Source organism: Pacificoceanicola algae, assembly GCF_049341065.1.
Classification (GTDB): Bacteria; Pseudomonadota; Alphaproteobacteria; order Rhodobacterales; family Rhodobacteraceae; genus Pacificoceanicola.
Genome location: NZ_JBMPIX010000041.1, coordinates 1 through 16,864, shown reverse-complemented (window position 1 = coordinate 16,864; position 16,864 = coordinate 1). Strand labels below are relative to the sequence as shown.

General features: G+C 62.7%; 15 protein-coding genes. 4 read left to right on the top strand and 11 right to left on the bottom strand.

Going from position 1 to position 16,864, the window contains the following annotated elements; genetic code table 11:
• On the bottom strand, positions 1 to 544 hold a 544-nt coding region (locus ACOYQJ_RS25385; protein ID WP_422908684.1), incomplete at its 3' end, for a recombinase family protein.
• Positions 534 to 719: a hypothetical protein gene (locus ACOYQJ_RS25380; protein ID WP_422908683.1), complete on the bottom strand. Its 186-nt coding sequence runs from the start codon at positions 717 to 719 to the stop codon at positions 534 to 536. The genes ACOYQJ_RS25380 and ACOYQJ_RS25385, both read right to left, overlap by 11 nt.
• 873 nt (positions 720 to 1,592) lie before the next feature.
• Here ACOYQJ_RS25380 and ACOYQJ_RS25375 point away from each other — a divergent pair.
• The gene (locus ACOYQJ_RS25375; RefSeq protein ID WP_422908682.1) at positions 1,593 to 3,683 is read left to right on the top strand and encodes a methyl-accepting chemotaxis protein; all 2,091 of its coding nucleotides are present in this window, start codon (positions 1,593 to 1,595) and stop codon (positions 3,681 to 3,683) included.
• A gap of 253 nt (positions 3,684 to 3,936) precedes the next feature.
• On the opposite strand, the gene tcuB is transcribed toward ACOYQJ_RS25375, so the two are convergent.
• From tcuB to ACOYQJ_RS25360, 3 genes are read right to left on the bottom strand one after another with little or no spacing between them, the layout of a single operon-like run.
• Positions 3,937 to 4,998: a tricarballylate utilization 4Fe-4S protein TcuB gene (tcuB, locus tag ACOYQJ_RS25370; RefSeq protein ID WP_422908685.1), complete on the bottom strand. Its 1,062-nt coding sequence runs from the start codon at positions 4,996 to 4,998 to the stop codon at positions 3,937 to 3,939.
• A complete protein-coding gene (tcuA, locus tag ACOYQJ_RS25365) occupies positions 4,988 to 6,376 on the bottom strand; it encodes an FAD-dependent tricarballylate dehydrogenase TcuA (RefSeq protein WP_422908681.1) in 1,389 nt (462 codons plus the stop codon). The genes tcuB and tcuA overlap by 11 nt, the downstream gene beginning before the upstream one ends.
• Positions 6,373 to 7,056: a GntR family transcriptional regulator gene (locus ACOYQJ_RS25360; RefSeq protein ID WP_422908680.1), complete on the bottom strand. Its 684-nt coding sequence runs from the start codon at positions 7,054 to 7,056 to the stop codon at positions 6,373 to 6,375. Before ACOYQJ_RS25360 ends, tcuA begins: the two co-directional genes overlap by 4 nt.
• Before the next feature lie 75 nt (positions 7,057 to 7,131).
• Here ACOYQJ_RS25360 and ACOYQJ_RS25355 point away from each other — a divergent pair, with 75 nt between their 5' ends.
• Entirely contained in the window at positions 7,132 to 8,184 is a 1,053-nt protein-coding gene (locus ACOYQJ_RS25355; protein ID WP_422908679.1) for an AbrB family transcriptional regulator, read from the top strand.
• Here the strand turns inward: ACOYQJ_RS25355 and ACOYQJ_RS25350 are convergent.
• The 6 genes from ACOYQJ_RS25350 to ACOYQJ_RS25325 all read right to left on the bottom strand — a co-directional run bounded on the left by ACOYQJ_RS25350 (position 8,159) and on the right by ACOYQJ_RS25325 (position 14,430).
• Entirely contained in the window at positions 8,159 to 9,133 is a 975-nt protein-coding gene (locus ACOYQJ_RS25350) for a D-2-hydroxyacid dehydrogenase family protein (protein WP_422908678.1), read from the bottom strand. The two genes, ACOYQJ_RS25355 and ACOYQJ_RS25350, sit on opposite strands and share 26 nt — an antisense overlap.
• 11 nt (positions 9,134 to 9,144) lie before the next feature.
• Positions 9,145 to 9,306 (bottom strand): hypothetical protein, encoded by a 162-nt coding sequence (locus ACOYQJ_RS25345; RefSeq protein ID WP_422908677.1) that lies wholly within the window; start codon positions 9,304 to 9,306, stop codon positions 9,145 to 9,147.
• A 10-nt stretch (positions 9,307 to 9,316) separates the two neighbouring features.
• A complete protein-coding gene (locus ACOYQJ_RS25340) occupies positions 9,317 to 10,132 on the bottom strand; it encodes a universal stress protein (RefSeq protein WP_422908676.1) in 816 nt (271 codons plus the stop codon).
• A 1-nt stretch (position 10,133) separates the two neighbouring features.
• On the bottom strand, positions 10,134 to 11,222 hold the full coding sequence (locus ACOYQJ_RS25335; RefSeq protein ID WP_422908675.1) for a 4-oxalomesaconate tautomerase: 1,089 nt from the start codon (positions 11,220 to 11,222) through the stop codon (positions 10,134 to 10,136).
• A gap of 18 nt (positions 11,223 to 11,240) precedes the next feature.
• Positions 11,241 to 13,271, bottom strand: coding sequence for a tripartite tricarboxylate transporter permease (locus ACOYQJ_RS25330; RefSeq protein WP_422908674.1), 2,031 nt, complete (start codon positions 13,269 to 13,271; stop codon positions 11,241 to 11,243).
• An 82-nt stretch (positions 13,272 to 13,353) separates the two neighbouring features.
• Positions 13,354 to 14,430 (bottom strand): tricarboxylate transporter, encoded by a 1,077-nt coding sequence (locus ACOYQJ_RS25325; RefSeq protein ID WP_422908673.1) that lies wholly within the window; start codon positions 14,428 to 14,430, stop codon positions 13,354 to 13,356.
• Between the two features lie 148 nt (positions 14,431 to 14,578).
• Between ACOYQJ_RS25325 and ACOYQJ_RS25320 the strand changes: the two genes are divergently transcribed.
• Positions 14,579 to 15,250: a response regulator transcription factor gene (locus tag ACOYQJ_RS25320; protein WP_422908672.1), complete on the top strand. Its 672-nt coding sequence runs from the start codon at positions 14,579 to 14,581 to the stop codon at positions 15,248 to 15,250.
• Positions 15,247 to 16,608 carry a sensor histidine kinase gene (locus ACOYQJ_RS25315; RefSeq protein WP_422908671.1) on the top strand — a complete coding sequence of 454 codons (1,362 nt, stop codon included), beginning with the start codon at positions 15,247 to 15,249 and terminating at the stop codon, positions 16,606 to 16,608. The genes ACOYQJ_RS25320 and ACOYQJ_RS25315 overlap by 4 nt, the downstream gene beginning before the upstream one ends.
• The last annotated feature ends 256 nt before the right edge of the window (positions 16,609 to 16,864 follow it).

The window sequence follows — 16,864 nt, the reverse complement described above, 5'->3', positions numbered from 1 at the left end:
TCTCCAGCCGGTCGCCAGCCTTCACGAAACCGACAGGAGCGGCGACGACAAGTTCGCCGCGCCGTGCCTTCTCATAGCGTGCCGCAAGGGAACGTTGTCTGAGGAGATCGAGTTCGTATTCGTTCAGGCTGCCCTTCAGGCCCAGCAACAGGCGGTCATTGCCATCGCGCGGCGCATACACCGTCTCCTGATCGATCAACACCGTATCGACGACGCGGCACATCTCTACGAGATGCTGCCAGTCTCTGCTGTTGCGCGCGAAGCGGGATACTTCGCGCGCGGCAACGGCACCAACCTTTCCCAGACAGACATCTGCAATCATCCGGTCGAAGCCTGCCCGCTCGACGCCGCCGGCTGCAGACCGGCCAAGATCGTCATCCACGGTCTCGATCCGGCTCCAACCCAGATTGGACAGCCGTTCCCGCATCGCATATTGCAGGGTGCTGCTTTCCCGGTTGTGCAGGACCTGATGGGCTGATGACTGCCGGACGTAGAGGATCGCCTTGCGCTCCAGGTGCTGCGGACCGATCTTCTCATGCTTCATGATAGCTCTCCCCGTCCGTCGCGCCCGCATGTTCCACCATCAAGCGCGCCATCAACCGCGTTAGAGCTTGCCGCGTGTCGTCGGGCAGGCTCTGCCAAGGCGGGATTGGTGTCGCAGCTGTGGGCTGGGTCTCCGGAAACAGCTCGAGTTGCGTCGTCATCGTTTTGCGCGGCATTGGCCGACCTCCGAATCGTGGGTTCAGAGTCCAATGCTGCGCTAGCGCGTGATGAGGAGTCGGAATTATCGATTGGGTTACGGCCAGTCTCGCGGACCAGCTCCGCAAGCACTGTCAGGGTATCCAGACCAACATGTGCCGTATCGACACCGCGACAGCCGGCACATGCAGCCCGGTCAAACATCCAGACAGGGACTTCCAGAGACCGGTCCGACCGACCACCAGTGAGATTGCATCGAAATACCGCCACCCCAGGTTTGTCGATCACCTCATGGACATAAACCGATCGGCCAAACCAAGGGTGCCATCGATAAAGAACCTCGCGTCGGTCGATAACGTGGGTGTTCTGGCGTTCAGTTGTACAACGAGGATCGTCCCCACAGCGCGATCGGATACAACGTCCCGATCGCCATGCATTATTCTGATGACGCTACCAGCCCGTCATCGTGAAACAGCCGGGAAACTCCAGCTTCCGGCGGTCCAACCTTGGGGAGCAGGGCAAGTTGGCGCAGACCCTACATCAGAACGAGGGAAGTTTCGGGGGGCAGGTCAGCCCAGCTGGGCCATTGGGCCGAAACGGCAATCTCAGGCGGTTGCACCGCCGCCGCATGACGTCACCCGGGCTGCACACGCAAGTGCCCAATGCGGGCCTTCGCAGGCGTTGCAACGGACTTGGCAGGGCAAACTGACCGACCTCAGTCCATTAGCCGACCGGCGACGGGTTGTTCGGCATTAGGCTGGGTGACCAAAAAATCGAATTGAGTTTCCAATAAACTGAAATTGAATCACTTTGCATGTTGAACCCCAAGGCGATTAGGGAAGTCTAAAACACTCTTGCCTACACGTTCGGGCAGGAGAAAAGAAGGATACCCCATGCCTTTGCGCCTTATCATGTTCCTCGTCGTCGCCCCGTTGCTGGCAGTGGCCACTTACTTCGTATTGCTTGATGTCCGCAGCAATCAGGTCGCCATAAAGGCTGCCACTGACGTGGTCACCATGACCGACGAGACCAGTGCATTCGCGGACCTTGCCCATGAATTGCAAAAGGAACGTGGCTACACTGCCGGGTTCATCTCGTCCGGTGGCAGGAATTTCACCGGAGAACTTCCGGCGCAACGAGGCGCGACCGACGCACTTTTGAAGATGCAGGCGGACAATGGCGAAGGGCAGTCGCGCGAACTGGTCGCGGGGCTGGACGATCTGCGCGCGGCGATCGACGCCGGCGACCGCACCGTGCCACAGGCTGTTGGCGCATATACCGGGTATATCATGGCTTTGCTGAACAATTCGCACCCGGGTCAAAGGTTTGATTCCAACGTGGACATGAAGTCCTTGCTCCTGGCCCGTTCCCTGGTGTCCACGGCCAAGGAACTGGCCGGACGTGAACGCGCGATGGGGGCCACAGGCCTTGGCGGCGGCTTTACCCCGGATATCTTGAACGGCTTTCAAAGCAACGGGGCAGGGCAAACGACCTTGCTAATCGAGGCGGATAATCTCTTGGGGGATCATGGGTTGGTCGAAGCAGTTCAGGCGACGCCGGAATGGGATCGGATCGACAAGGCGCGCAAGACGGTGCGCAATGGCGTGGCAACGGCAATCTATGGCGATCTGGTGGCATCCGACTGGTTCAATCTGTCGACGGCATGGATCGAAACCCTTCGCGAACAAGAGCTTGCCCTCGCGGATGAAATCAAGTCGCGCTCTGCCATGGCCGAGAGTACGGCTCAGAACAGGTTGCGCGGGGTGTTGATCACCGCACTGCTGGCCATCACGGCATCGCTGGTCTTTGCGCTGTTCAATTTCGAGTCGCTGATCCGCCGCATCAACCGACTTCGTGGCTCTGTCGAGGATATGACCAACGGGTCTTACGAAACCTCGCTGGGTCGCATCGCGGGGCGGGATGAGCTGACCCGCATGGCTCGTGCGATCCACGGCTTCCGCGACGAAACGCTGAAGATGCGTGAAGCGGCACAAACCCTTGAGGCGGAACAGACCCGGCGCGGCACCGAGCAGGCCCAGGTCATGGCGATCTTCCGTACCAAGCTGTCACAACTTGCCGACGGCGACCTGATCAACGGCATCGATGCGCCAGTTCCGGACAGCTATGTCGAGATGCGCGACGATTACAATGCCGCGATCGCGAAGTTGCGGGAAACCATGCAACAGCTCATCGCGTCCGCTCAGATGATCAGCCGACGCGCCTGCGATATCCGTGGGGCCTCTGACAGTCTGTCGCAACGCACGACAAGCCAGGCCGCGACACTGGAAGAAACGACCGCCGCACTCGAACAGGTGTCGGCCTCTGTACGGTCGGCGGCCGAAGCTGCTGGGAATGTCAACAATGTGACGTCGACAGCCAGAAGTGATGCGTCTTCCAGCAGCCATGTCGTGCGCGAGGCCGTCTCCGAAATGGCCAAGGTCCGGAAATCCTCTCAAAGCATTGTCGGCATAATTGACGTCATCGACGACATCGCCTTTCAAACCAACCTGCTTGCCCTGAACGCCGGTGTCGAGGCCGCACGCGCCGGGGAAGCGGGCAAAGGGTTCGCGGTGGTCGCCAGCGAAGTTCGACAGCTGGCGCAGCGCGCTTCAGAATCAGCCTCTGAGATCAAGGGGTTGATCGGCCAAAGTGCTGACCAAGTGTCGCGTGGCGTGGACATGGTCGAGGAGGCGGGCAACGCGCTTGAACTGATCGTCGGCCACATCGCCAACATATCGGATCTTGTTGCCGACATCGCCCGAAGCGCACAAGAGCAGTCCATTGCGATTTCCGAAATCAACAATGGTGCGGCCAACCTCGACCGCGTGACCCAAGAGAACGCGATGATGGCAACCGAAATGCAGTCAACAGTCGCGGACTTGTCGGAAGAGAGCGATACTTTGGAGCAGATGACCGGACGTTTCAGGATTGCTGGGGCGGCTCAATCTGCCACGCCCCTGACGACGGACCGGTTCGCCGCATGACCGCGTGGCAAGACCGGTGGTCCACGACCGAGCCCGACACCTGCTGGCGTCCGCTGGGGTTGTCATTGGTCGGGCCGCGCCGCGGATTTCGGATCTTTATGCGACATAAATAGGACTGCCGATTTTTATGTAAGTATCGGTTTTTAATGAAAAATATGGGCTGACAGCCGGCCTTCGCCGCAACGATCTCGAACGTCCGCAAAGCACAATACGCCGACGTTTCGCTATGGAGAATTGCCAGCCCGTCGTCATATTAGTCGCCTCGACCGGCTTCAGCAGTCAGAGAGGCTAGCCTGTAGAAGCCATGCGCCATCTTGGTGAACGGCGTGAGCAGGAAGAATGCCAGAACGGCTCCGAGATGGATCGCGAGGAGGCTCAGCATGACCGCCGTGTGACCCAATGCGTATAGCGCCAGTCCGCTGAAGCCGGTAAAACCCAGTAGCCCGACAAAGGCCACCTCTCCGCCGAAGGCGCCGACAGCGCCCAGCGCCCGGTCCGAGCGCAACTTCAATCGGACCATCTCGATACATCCCACCACCAGCAACAGCCCGCCGGAAAGGCCCAGCAGTTTCGGCAAGGACAACAGCCCATAGGGCGCAGGCATTTCGAACATGTAGTGCATCACGGTCGCGACGCTGGTGGAGGCAAAACAGAGCAGGAAGCCGTACATTACTGCCTGATGAACCGCGCGCCGGGCGTGGGTGAACCGATCCTCGTCCTCGAAATTGCAGCCGTCACCATGCCCGCCCTTGAGGTTCTTCATGTTCGCGGCCTGACGGACCGCGGCGACCAGATGCGCGGGCCGGAACGGACCGGCACCGATGTGACGCCAATAGCGGCGCAGGCTGACGGCGATGCTGACCAGCGGGAACAGGAAGGCCGGCAGGAAGATCGCGACCATCGCGTTGTGCGACAGAACGGCATAGAACCCTTCGCCCCCGGCAGCGCTCAGGGCGCGGGCCGCCCAGAACAACAAGGCAAAGCCGATGACGGTGGCGAAGGCAATCAGCACGCCGTTCTTCTGAAAGGCCTTCCCGGCGGCGCGGGGGAAGGCGAGCTCTTCCCAGCTGTCCTGACGGACATTCGCCAGCGCCTGCGGCAGGTTCAGATCGAACTCATGCGGCGCCGTGTATTGGCAGGCATAGTAGCAGCCCCGGCAGTTGTGGCAGAGGTTCGCCAATTGCGTCAGGTCGCCATCGCTGAACGCGCGCTCGGCATGCAGGGCGGGGAAGACGGAACAGTAGCCTTCGCAGTAGCGACAGGCATTGCAGATCTCGGCCTGACGACGGGCCTCTTGCAGCAGATCAGGTTGCATTTGCATGGGCGGCGGCCTCCTTGCCTGCGATACGTCCAAAGACGGTTCCGATAGTCATGCCAAAGCCGGCAAGGTAGCCTTGGCCAAGGATCGACCCGGCCATGGTTTCGCCCGCCGCCCAGAGGTTGGTAACGGGGCGGCCCGCGATGGCGCATTGCGCGTGGTCGTCCACCTTCAGCCCCAGATAGGTAAAGGTCACGCCGGTACGTAAGCTGTAGCCGTAGAACGGCGGTTCAGTGATCGGGCGGGCCCAGTTGGTCTTGGGCGGGTTGAGGCCGGTGGTCGTGACGCCATCGAGCTCGGTCGGGTGAAAGTCCGCTGTGTCGCCGCAAGCGTTGTTGAACTCGCTCACCGTCTGCACCAACGCATCGGCGGGCAGGCCCATTTTGCCCGCCAGTTCCTCCAGTGTGTCCGCCTTGATCGGCGGGAAGACGGACGGCATGAACAGCTCCAGCGACTTGGCGTCGATGATGACGTAGCCCACCTGATCGGGTTGCGCGGCGACAAGGCGGCCCCAGATGGCATAGCGCTTGGGCCAGACGTCCTCGCCCTCGTCATAAAACCGCTGTGCGTCTTTGTTCACCACGATGGAAAACGGCACGCAGTCCAGCCGCGTGACGATCCCGCCGTCGAATTTCGGCGCGCGCCCGTCGATGGCAACGGCGTGGCATTGCGTCGGGTCGCCCACCTGTTCAATGTCCTGCTCCAGCAGATCGGCCAGCACGACACCGCGATTGTAGGGCGTGCCGCGGATCAGGAAGTTCTTGGCCGCTGGCCCCCATGCGCGGGCGAGCCAATCGGTGTCGGCCTGAAAGCCACCGGAGGCGACAACGACGGATTTGGGTGTGATCGAATGGGTCTGGCCGTTCTGCGTATAGTCGATGCGGGTCACACGATCATCGTCCAGGTCCAGATGCGTGACGGCGGCCTCGTATTCCACCTGCACCCCCAGCTTTTCAGCGGTGCGGTAATAGGCGTTCACAAGGCTCTTGCCGCCGCCAAGAAAGAAGGCATTCGTCCGCGCCAGCGACAGAGTCCCCGATAGCGACGGCTGAAAGCGCACGCCATGCTGCTCCATCCACGGCAGACACTCTTCCGATGTGCGGATGGCAAGCCGTGCCAGCCCCTCGTCGGTCTTGCCGCCGGTGACCTTCATCAGGTCGGCGAGGTATTCCTCCTCGGTGTAGCTGTCCACAAGCGGCCCGAGCGGGCCATGGTGCATGCAGCGAAAGTTGCGCGTGTGGCGCGAATTGCCGCCGCGATAGGGCTTTGGCGCAGTCTCGAGGATCAGGACGCGCGCCCCAGCCTCGGCGGCAGTGATGGCCGCGCAAAGCGCCGCGTTGCCGCCGCCGATGATGGCGATGTCGGGAGAGGTCACAGCAGGTCTCCGTCGTAGCTGGGGCGTTTGTGGCTGCTGGCGCGCAGATCGCGCACCCGCACCCGTTGGGCTGCCTCGATATGCGCGCGCATGGCGGCTTCGGCGAGCGACCCGTCTCGCGCTTTGATCGCGTCGAGCACGCCGAAATGTTCCTCAACCGCCTTTTTGGCGCGGTCCGGTTCGGTCAGCGTCGTCGGACCAAGGATCATCAACGCCTTTTGCAGTGCGTGGATGGACCGGGCGAGAAAGCGGTTCTTGGCCGCGTCCAGCAGGGCCGCATGGAACTGACGATTCAGGATGAACGCCTCGGGCGCGTTGCCCAGCGTGGCCATCTGCTGGTTCATGTCGATCAGTTCCTCGATCTCGATGTCCGAGGCGGCGCGGGCGGCGAGCCGCGCGGCGGTGCCTTCGAGCACGGCGCGCATCTCGTAGAGCTCCATGACCTCGGCATAGTCGAGCCTGCGGATCGTGGCGCCGTGACGCGGCACATGGGTGACAATGCCGTCTGCCTCGAGTTGGCGAATGGCTTCCCGCACGGGGGTGCGCGAAACGCCGAGCCTGTCGGCCAGGTCGGTTTCGCGTAAACGGTCGCCGGGGTTCAGCCGGCCTTCGCGCAGTTCGGTCAACAGACGCAGATAGGCACCGTTGCCCTGCGGGGCGCTGTCGTCATCCATGGTCATAGGCCTTTGATTCTGTATTGTATCCCAGTGGATACAAGCGTATGCATTGGGCGTCAAGGCATGCAGGAGGCCGGTTTGCGCAAACAACTTTTCCATTCGCAGTCGCGGCGCGCGCTGACCTTTGGTCTCGCCGCGATAGGCACCGCGCTGTTCTGGGTGCTGGACTTGCCGCTGCCGTTCCTTTTCGGGCCAATGGCCTTTTGCCTTGCGGGCGCTTTGGCGCATCTGCCTTTGAAAGGGTTCGGGCAGGTGTCGGTCGCGGCGCGCACGATCCTCGGGGTTGCTGTTGGCGCGTCGATCACGCCGGAGGTCGTATGCCAACTGCCGCGTATGGCGCAGTCGGTGGCGTTGATACCGATCTTCATCGCCGTGATCGCCGTCGTCGGCGTGCCGTTCTTTCGCAAGTTCTGGGGCTTTGACGCGCCCACGGCCTATTACGCCGCCATGCCCGGTGGGCTTCAGGACATGGTGATCTTCGGCACCGAGGCGGGAGGCAATCCGCGCGCATTGTCGTTGGTTCACGCCACACGAGTGCTGATCATCGTGACCCTGGCCCCCTTCGTCCTCAGCCATTTCTACGGCGCGGCCCTGACCAATCCCATCGGTGCGCCCGTGGCTGACCTGCCTTGGTACGAACTGTTGATCATGGGGGCCGCCGCCCTCATCGGCTGGAAAGGCGGGGAACGGCTGGGCCTGTTCGGTGCGTCGATCCTTGGTCCGATGATCGTGACCGCTGCCTTGTCGCTGACGGGCATCGTGCATTTCCGACCGCCCGCCGAGGCGATTCTGGCAGCGCAGTTCTTTATCGGCTGCGGCATCGGCGTGCATTTTCTAGGCGTCACATGGGGCGAGCTGACGCGCGTGGTCGCAGCAGGCGTGGCCTATGTGCTGTTGCTGGCGGTGCTGGCCGCCGGGTTTTCCGGGCTGGTGACGGCGCTGGGTCTGGGCGATCCGGTCCCGGCCTTCCTGGCTTTCGCGCCGGGCGGACAGGCGGAGATGACGGTGCTGGCGATCGTCACCGGCGCGGATCTTGGCTTTGTCATCACCCACCACCTGACGCGCATCGTGATCGTGATCGTCGGCGCGCCGGTGATGGCCGGGCTTATTGCCCGTAGACGGCGGGGTTGACCATGTGGATCGGTGCGCCTTCGGCGTAGGCGTTCACCTGTGCAAAGACGTCGGCGAACTGCTTGTCGAACTCGTCCTCGGTGACGAAACCGATATGGGGCGTTGCGATCAGGTTCGGATGCGCCAGAAGCGGATCGGCGGGGTCGCGCAACGGTTCGCTGTCAAAGACGTCGATGGCGGCCATCCCGGGGCGATCCGCATTCAGCCCGTCCAGCAGCGCGCCGGGGGCGATCAGGCCTGCGCGTGAGGTGTTCACAAGAACAGATTTCGGGCCCATGTTGGCAAGATCGTCTGCCGTGACGATCCCGCGGGTTTCCGGCGTCAGCCGCAGGTGCAGGGAGACCACGTCGCTTTCGGCAAAGAATGCCGCGCGGCTCGGCGCGACTGTTTCGCCATCGGCCAGCGCCCGGGCGCGGCCAGCCTCGGACGCCCACCAGACGACCTCCATCCCAAAGGCGCGCGCGTAATCGGCGACGACGCGGCCGATGCGGCCGTAGCCATACAGACCCAGCGTGCGACCGCGCAGGGTCCGGCCAACGCCCATCTGCCACCCGCCCGCTTTGGCGCTGGTCATCTGTTGCGGCAGCTGGCGCATGGCCGCAAGGATCAGTGCGAATGTCAGCTCCGCTGCGGCGTAATTCGCGCCATCTGCGCCCTTGTTCGAACACAGCAACACGCCCGCATCGGTGCAGGCGTCCACATCCACATGCGGCCAGACCCCGCGCTGCGAGATCAGCCGTAGATTCGGCAGCCGTTCCACTAAGTCTCGAGTGACGCGAGTGCGTTCCCGGAACAGCACGACGCAGTCCGCATCCACGAGCCGCGCCGCCAAGGCCGCGGGATCGGGTTCATGATCGGTCCAGACGGTGACGTCGTGATCCGCCAGCAGGTCGAAACAAGGCAGCCCACGCAAAGTGTCGAACCAGTCGTCAAGAATGTGGACCTTCATGAGGGGACCTTTCAGAAACTGCCAGAGAGTGCCTTGATCGCGCGGCTGACCCGGTCATGCAATAGGATCAGGTCCGCCTTGTCCGGCGCATCTTCGGATATGCGTCGCGACAGGTCGTTGCGCGTCTCTTCCAGATCGCGGCGGGCGCGGGCGAGTTTTTCGAAATCGCTCATGGTCGTTTCCTCAGTGAGACAGCAGAACGGGGATGGTGGTGCGCGATAGGATATAGGTGGTCACACCACCAAGGAAATCCTCGCGGAACTTCGAATGCTCGAAAGCGCCGAGCACCAGCAAGGATGGGTCGTGCTTCTTGCACCATGTCAGCACCGTGTCGGCCACGGGGTGTGTCGACGGCCAGTCCTCATGGATCGCCTCGACCCCGTGACGGGACAGGTGCAGCATCAGGTCGTCGATCGGCCATGCAGTGCGCGGCCCGACGGTCAGCACGCTGACGCGGCCCGCGTCCTCGAGCAGGCGCAGACTGTCCGAGAGTGCCCGCGCGGCGGCGCGACCCCCATCCCAGGCGAGCGCCGCGTGGCTATGCGTGGCACCAGCGTCATAACCCGCGGGCACCACGATGACCGGGCGGCCTGACATGAGCGCGATGCGGTCCGGGTGCAGCGTGACATGTTCGTCGTCGGTGTCCGACCGGGTGCCGACGATCAGCATGTCATAGTGGCGCGCGGCCTCGGACAGGACGGTATCGACGCGGCCTGTGACTTCTTTCAGGTGCAGTGTCCCTGCCAACCCCAGAGCTTTGCGCTCGGCCTCGAACCGGTCCTCAATCTCGTGCAGGATATTGGTGTTGGCGGCTTCGAGCAGAGTGCGCGCCTCTTTCGGGATCCAGCGCGAGCGTTTGTCGATCACCTCGTGGCCGCTATGGGCCAGCATGGCGGTGACATGCGCGCCGAAACGCTCTGCCAGCGACGCCGCATAGCGCAAGGCCGCCACCGATCCGTCCGAGCCGTTGAAGGCCACGAGTAGGTTCATCACCGGCATGTCAATGCCCTTTCCAGATAGAAGCGGGCACGTAGATCTGCCCGTCCGCCAGCTTGCGCGCGGTGCGCAGCAGCCCGGCGGAGTTCAACGTGAACTGGTTGTTCATCTCGAAATCCACCAGCACTTCGATGGTGCCCGAGGGATGTTCCAGCACCACATTGGCGGGGCTTTGCTGAGGCCGGTCCAGCAGCCCGTCCGCCACCGTCCCAGGCGTCAGCGCGCAGGAGGCAAGGCATTGCGAGCCGGTGACTGCCATCGACGGATGCGTCGTCCAGGGCATGAAATACCGCGTTGCGATTGTGCCGCCGCTCTGGGCCGGGGCGAGCAGACCAAATTTCGGCGTCACGGATTGCGACACGTCGCCCATACCCATCGCAACCCCGGCTTGCAGGCGTATCGCCTCCATCCGGGCAAAGAAGTCTCGGTTGTCGTCCAGTTCCTGCACGGTTTCATAGCCGGTCAGGCCGAAATCCGACGCGCGGGCGATGACCATGGGCATCGCCACGTCCATGCAGGTGACCTCGATCCCGTCGAAGCTGTCGCGCAGGCTGCCCGTGGGCAGGAAGGCCCCGGTTGACGATCCGACCACCCCCATGAAGTTCAGCGCGATGGGCGCCGCCGTGCCCGGCACGCCCGCAATCGCGGCGTCGCCGTCATAGCGCATGGCGCCGCCCGGCGTCTGCACTCGGGCCAGCACTTTTGCCCCGGTGTTGACGGCGCGGATTTTCACCTCGGTCTCGTCGCCGGTGGGTTGGACCAATCCCATCTCGACGGCCGCCGGGCCGACGCCCGACAGAATGTTGCCGCAGGTCGGTTTGAAGTCTACCAGCCGATCCTCGACCGACACCTGCGCAAAGAAATAGTCCACGTCCGCCCAGTCATCATCCGAGGCTGAGAGCATGGCGACCTTGGTGGTCACCGCTACGCCACCTCCGATGCCGTCGATGTTGATCGGATGGCCAGATCCAATCGCGGCCAGCAGCACTTCAGCCAGCGTTTCGCGATCTTCGGGCAGGTCCGCCCGGTTGAAATACGGCCCGCGCGAGGTACCGCCCCGCATGAAGACGAACGGAATGCCTGTCTGTGTCATGTCATTCACTCTGTTGGATTATTTAAGCGGCCAAGGCAGATCGACGGCGTGCTGCAACAGCCCCGGCGGGAAGTCGCGGTTCAGCGCACCTGCCATGACACACATCAGCGCAATGCCAGCGGCGGTCAGGATCAACGTCTTGGGCCACGCGGCCTGCGCACGGACCCGCAGGAAGGCTACGAGGAAGCCCAGCAGCGCAAGGATGAAGCCGACAAAATACGTCGCCACGATCAGGCCCATGAACCACGCCAACGTGCCCCACAGGCCATACGGCGCATCCGCGTCTTCGCCCGCCAGTTCCTTGTCGGCAAAGACAGCGTCGGTCTCGGGGCGCAGGATCATCTGCACCAGCAGGATCAACAGGGCCGTCAAGGTGATGCCACCAATGACAAGCGGCACGATCTTGTCCGTCATGTTGTAGTCGGGGATCATGTTCGCGTTGATCAGCGCGGCCACCACATAGGCCATGACGATCAGAAGGAAGACCATCGGCGCGCGCTTGGACCCGGATTTCACGTCGCCCTCGGCCATGATGGATTTCGCCTGACGCAGGCCCAGCACGACCGAGACCAGGGTAACGATCAAGAGCACGATCACGATGGGCGAGAAGATATAGTCCATGCCTTCCTCAAAGGACTTTCGGAAACGGAAGGAGGCGATCTGGAACGCCTGGTTCGAGAATTTCTCGACCGGATTGGACAGCACGAAACCGATCAGGAAGGCCGGGCGCGACCAGTCGAAGCGGCGCAGGAAGATGCCGATCAACCCGATGACGAAAAGCGCAAGGATGTCCTCGAAGTTCTGGCCCGATTGGAACGCCGCGAAGGAGATCAGCATGAACAGGAAGGGCGCGAGATAGGTAAAGCGGATGGTGGTCAGCTTGGCGATCCCGCCCGAAGCTGCGATGCACAACAGTGTGCCAACCACATTCGCCAGCGCCAGCAGCCAGACGATGGAATAGGTGATGTCGAGATTGTCGCGCAGCATGTTCGGCCCGACTTCGATATCGCCCGACCCCAGCAGGGCGATGGCGCCAATGAAGATCGCCATGGAGCCAGAGCCGGGGATGCCAAACAGCAGGGTCGGCACGAGGCCGCCGCCTTCCTTGGCGTTGTTCGAACTTTCCGGCCCGATCACGCCGCGGATCTCGCCCTTGCCGAACTGGCTCTTGTCCTTGGTGGTCTGAACGGCGTGGCCATAGGCGATCCAATCGACGACCGAGCCGCCAAGGCCCGGGATCACGCCGACGACGACGCCGATCAGCGAACAGCGGACCGACAGCCACTTGTTGTCAACCCAATCCCGCACGCCTTCGCCCCAGCCTGCGCCCAGCTTGGCGTCCTTGGCGATGGAGCGGTCTTGCCGCAACAGTGAGACGATTTCCGGCACGGCAAAGATGCCGAGGCCGACAATCACCAGCTTAAGCCCGTCCGTCAGGTAGGGGATGTCATAAGACGCCATGCGCAGCGAGCCGCCCGCGTCGGCCTCGCCGATGGTGCCGATCAGCATGCCAAGGCCTGCCGCCGCCAGCCCCTTGAGCGCGACGCGGCCCGCGAGAACCGCGACCATGGACAGACCAAGGATCGAGATCATCAGCATTTCCGGCAGGCCAAAGGCCAGCACCAGCGGCCGTGCGATGATGATGAAGATCGTCAGGAAGGCCGCGCCGACCAAGCCGCCGAACAGCGATGAGGTAAAGGCCGCCGAGAGCGCCCGCGCCGCTTGCCCCTTCTTGGCCAAGGGGAAGCCGTCGAGCACCGTGGCCTGTGACGCCGATGATCCGGGAATGCCCATCAAAACAGAGGCAAACGTGTCCGAGGTCGGCACCACGGCCACCATGCCGACCATCAGGGCAAGGCCCAGAACCGGGTCCATGCCGAACATGAAGGGCAGTAGTAACGAAAGCCCGGCGATGCCGCCCAGCCCCGGAAAGACGCCGACGGCAAGGCCCATCACCACGCCGAGCACGAGGTATCCAAGGACTTCGGGTTGTAGAATAAGGGCCCATGCCTGGCCAAGCGCAGGCAGGGCGGTGGCGAAAACATCCATCGCACCGGCTTTCGATTTTGAATTGGGGGGGAAGTGGCTGAGGCGGCCCCCGCCGGTTAGGCAGGGGCCGCGGGGCGCGCGCTTATTTCAGCGAAACGCCGTAGGCTTCTTGCAGCCAGTTGGTCACGAAGGCCTTGGCCTCGGCGGAAACGGTTGTGCCCGCTGTGGTTGCCTTGCCTGCGCCTGCGCCGACAAAGACCTCGTATTTGCCAACGCGCTTGGCGGCGATCTCCGGGAAGTTCGGGCGTTTGCGCACGGCATCGAACGCGTCCGAGAACGTCTTTGCCACGTCATCCGGGGTGCCCGCGGGCAGGAAGGCGATTTTCTGAACCGGGAAACCGGCCACGAAGAAGGCTTTCCACGCATCCCATGCCTCGCCGGAAGTCTCGCATCCGTCGGTGGCTTCGCAGACTTCCTTGAAGGTCGGCATGTCCGGGAAGGTCGGGTCACGCACGATGTCGCCCGCTTCGTTCAGCGCGCCCCATGTCATCATCGGCACGGCCTTGCCCTGCGCAACCAGATCGGCAGAAGCGCCGAGATAGCTGGACGAGGTCTGGTAATCGATGGTGGCTTCGCCGCGCTCGAACATCAGGCGGCCATCACCGCGCCCCTTGATGCCGAAGACCGGCTCGACGTTCATGCCCAGCATTTCCCATGCCAGCAGCGGCACGAGGTCAAGACGCGTCGCACCCTGCGAGCCGTAGATGAAGTCGATGTCCTTCAGGTTGTTCGCTGAGCCATCGAATTTCGCGCCGTCCTCGGGGTTGATGTAGGCAACGCCGCCCGTGCCGGACGCCATGACCGGCACCCAGTCGGAATATTCGTAGCGCACGCGCGGGTCATCCAGCAGATACGGGAACTGGGTGGATCCGGAGGTGCCGAAGATCAGCGTACCGTCGTCGTAGGTCTGCTCCTGGAACCAGTTCGCTCCTTTGGTGGAGCCTGCACCCGGCATGAATTTCACCACGACGGTGGGGTTGCCCGGCAGCTCTTCGGACAGTAGCGGCGCAAAGAAGTTGGCCCACTTGGCCGAGCCGCCGGTTTCCGAGAACGGGATCACCCATTCGATCGTCTTGCCGGAAAGGTCGATTTCGGCGAATGCCGGGGATGCCAAAAGGGCGGCTGCGGCAACCGAGGCTGCGAGTGTCTTGATGGTCATTGGTGTCCTCCCGTAGACCTGTCGCGCCGGGACAAAGGTCCGGCGGTCCATGTATTTTCATATCAAGGGAATGATTCCCTCCTCCAACGGCGGCAGCATGCAGTCTCAACCTTGCGCGAAACTTGCGCATCGTGACAAAGATGTAAGCATGCGCATTGCAGTAATCGAAGACAACGAAGCATTGGCTCAAGGGATCGCCTTCCGGCTTAGGGACCGGGGGCACGCGGTTGACCTGCTGCACGACGGCCGCGAGGCGGACGCCTTCCTGTCGCAGGAAGGCGCGGATCTGGTGGTGCTGGACCTCAACCTGCCGGGTATGGACGGGATAGATTTGCTGCGCGCCCTGCGGCGGCGAGGCGATGGCACGCCGGTGATCCTGCTGACCGCGCGGTCCGAAACGGCAGAGCGCGTCGCGGGTCTGGACGCAGGGGCAGACGACTACTTGACGAAACCCTTCGACATGGACGAACTGGAGGCGCGGCTCCGCGCCATGGCACGACGCAAGAACCTTGAATTCACCGCGCGGGACACGCTGGGGCCATTGGTCTTCGATCGGACCGCGCGCCAGGTGCTGAAGGACGACCAGCCGCTAGACATCCCGCGCAAGGAAATCGCGACGCTGGAATGCCTGATCGAACGGCGCGGGCGGATCGTGTCCAAGGCGCAGCTTATCACGCATGTCTACGGAACCGGTTCCGACGCCGAAGAAAGTGCCATCGAGCCACACGTCTCGCGCCTGCGCAAGCGGCTCGAACCTTTCGGGCTCAGGATCAAGACCGCGCGCGGTCTGGGCTACATGCTGGAGATTGACGTCCCATGAGGGCAAGATCACTGCGGCTGCGGCTGTTCCTTTTGATCCTGCCGCCACTTTTCGTGGTCTCGGTCCTGCTGGGGTGGTGGCGTTTCGAGGTGGCGCAGCGTACCTCCGAAGAACTGTTCGACCGTTCCCTTCTGTCGGCAGCGCTGGCCATTTCGCGCGACGTGGCGATCTCTGAAGGGGATGCGCTGTCACCCAGCACCCGGCGGGTCATCTCGGACGCGGGGGGCGGTGAGCTGTTCTATCACGTCACCGGTCCGGGCGGCGTCTACGTGACGGGCTATGCTTACCCGCCGCGCCCGGAAATACCCGTCGCGCGCGATCTGCCGTTTTTCTATTTCGCGACCTATCGCGGCGAGGAAATGCGCGTCATGCGCATGATCGAAAACCGCACCATAGGGACGTTGACCGGCGATACGGTCGTGACGGTCTGGCAGCGTGTCAGCGACCGCCGCGCCTTTGCCCAAGCGCTGGCCTTTCGCGCGGCGGCATTGATGGCGGGTTTGATGGCGGCGCTCGCCCTCATCATCTGGTTCGGTGTGCAGATAGGCCTGCGCCCCCTGAACGATCTTGAGGCGGCGATCCGACAGCGCTCTCCCGACGATCTAGGCCCGATCCGCCGTGCGGTGCCGCATGAAGTATCTGGCATCGTCTCAACCCTGAACCGCCTTCTCGGCCAGGTTCAGGACAGCTTCGAGGCGCATCAGGCGTTCATCTCGGATGCGGCGCACCAGTTGCGCAATCCCGCAGCGGCGATCCTGACCCTGGCCGAAACGCTTCCGCACGTGCAGGACACGGCAGAGCGGGCACAATGCGAAGAGCAACTGGTAGATGCCGCCCGCAAATCCGCACGGCTTTCCGAACAGTTGTTGTCTTTGGAGCGTCTGCGATACGATGAAAGTACGGGAATGGCGCCTTTCGACCTGAACACGGTCGTCGAGGATGTCTGCCGGGCTTTCGCCGCCAAGGCCCTGTCTCGTGATCTGGACTTTGCTTTTGCACCGTCCAGGGAACCTCTTTTGGTTCTTGGCAATCCCGTTCTCGTTGGCGAGGCCTTGATCAATCTCCTCGAGAATGCGCTGAAGCATGGCGGAGGAGAAATGACCGCGATCAACGTCCGGACATCTTCAGACAAGGAGTGTGTCATGATCGCGGTCGAGGATGACGGTTTCGGAATCCCACCCGACAAGGTCAGCACAGCCTTTCGCCGTTTTTCGCAGTTGCAGTACGGCGAGGGGACCGGGTTGGGGCTTGCCATCGTTGAACAGGTTATGGTCAGGCACGCGGGACGCGTCGATCTTGTGCCGAGCGAAAAGGGAACGACGTGTTGCCTTTGGTTTCCTCGCTACGCACCGGCCTGAGACACGCGCATCACTCCAGCCGAGTGTGCTTCGCGGCCAGGCTCGACGACTGCATCCCGGATGGTCTGGACGTTGACCACCTGAACGACAAAGTCCTTTGGACTGCCCCCTCCCTCACCATCTCCCGGAAGCAATCAGGGTTGAAACCGGCCATCCGCTGGTCGAGCCTCGAACGGCACCTCTGGGCCGAGGCTGTGTGGAAACTGGGGCCTTGCGTGTTGGCAAGCATCTTGATGTGCCAGATGGGTCGGGTTCA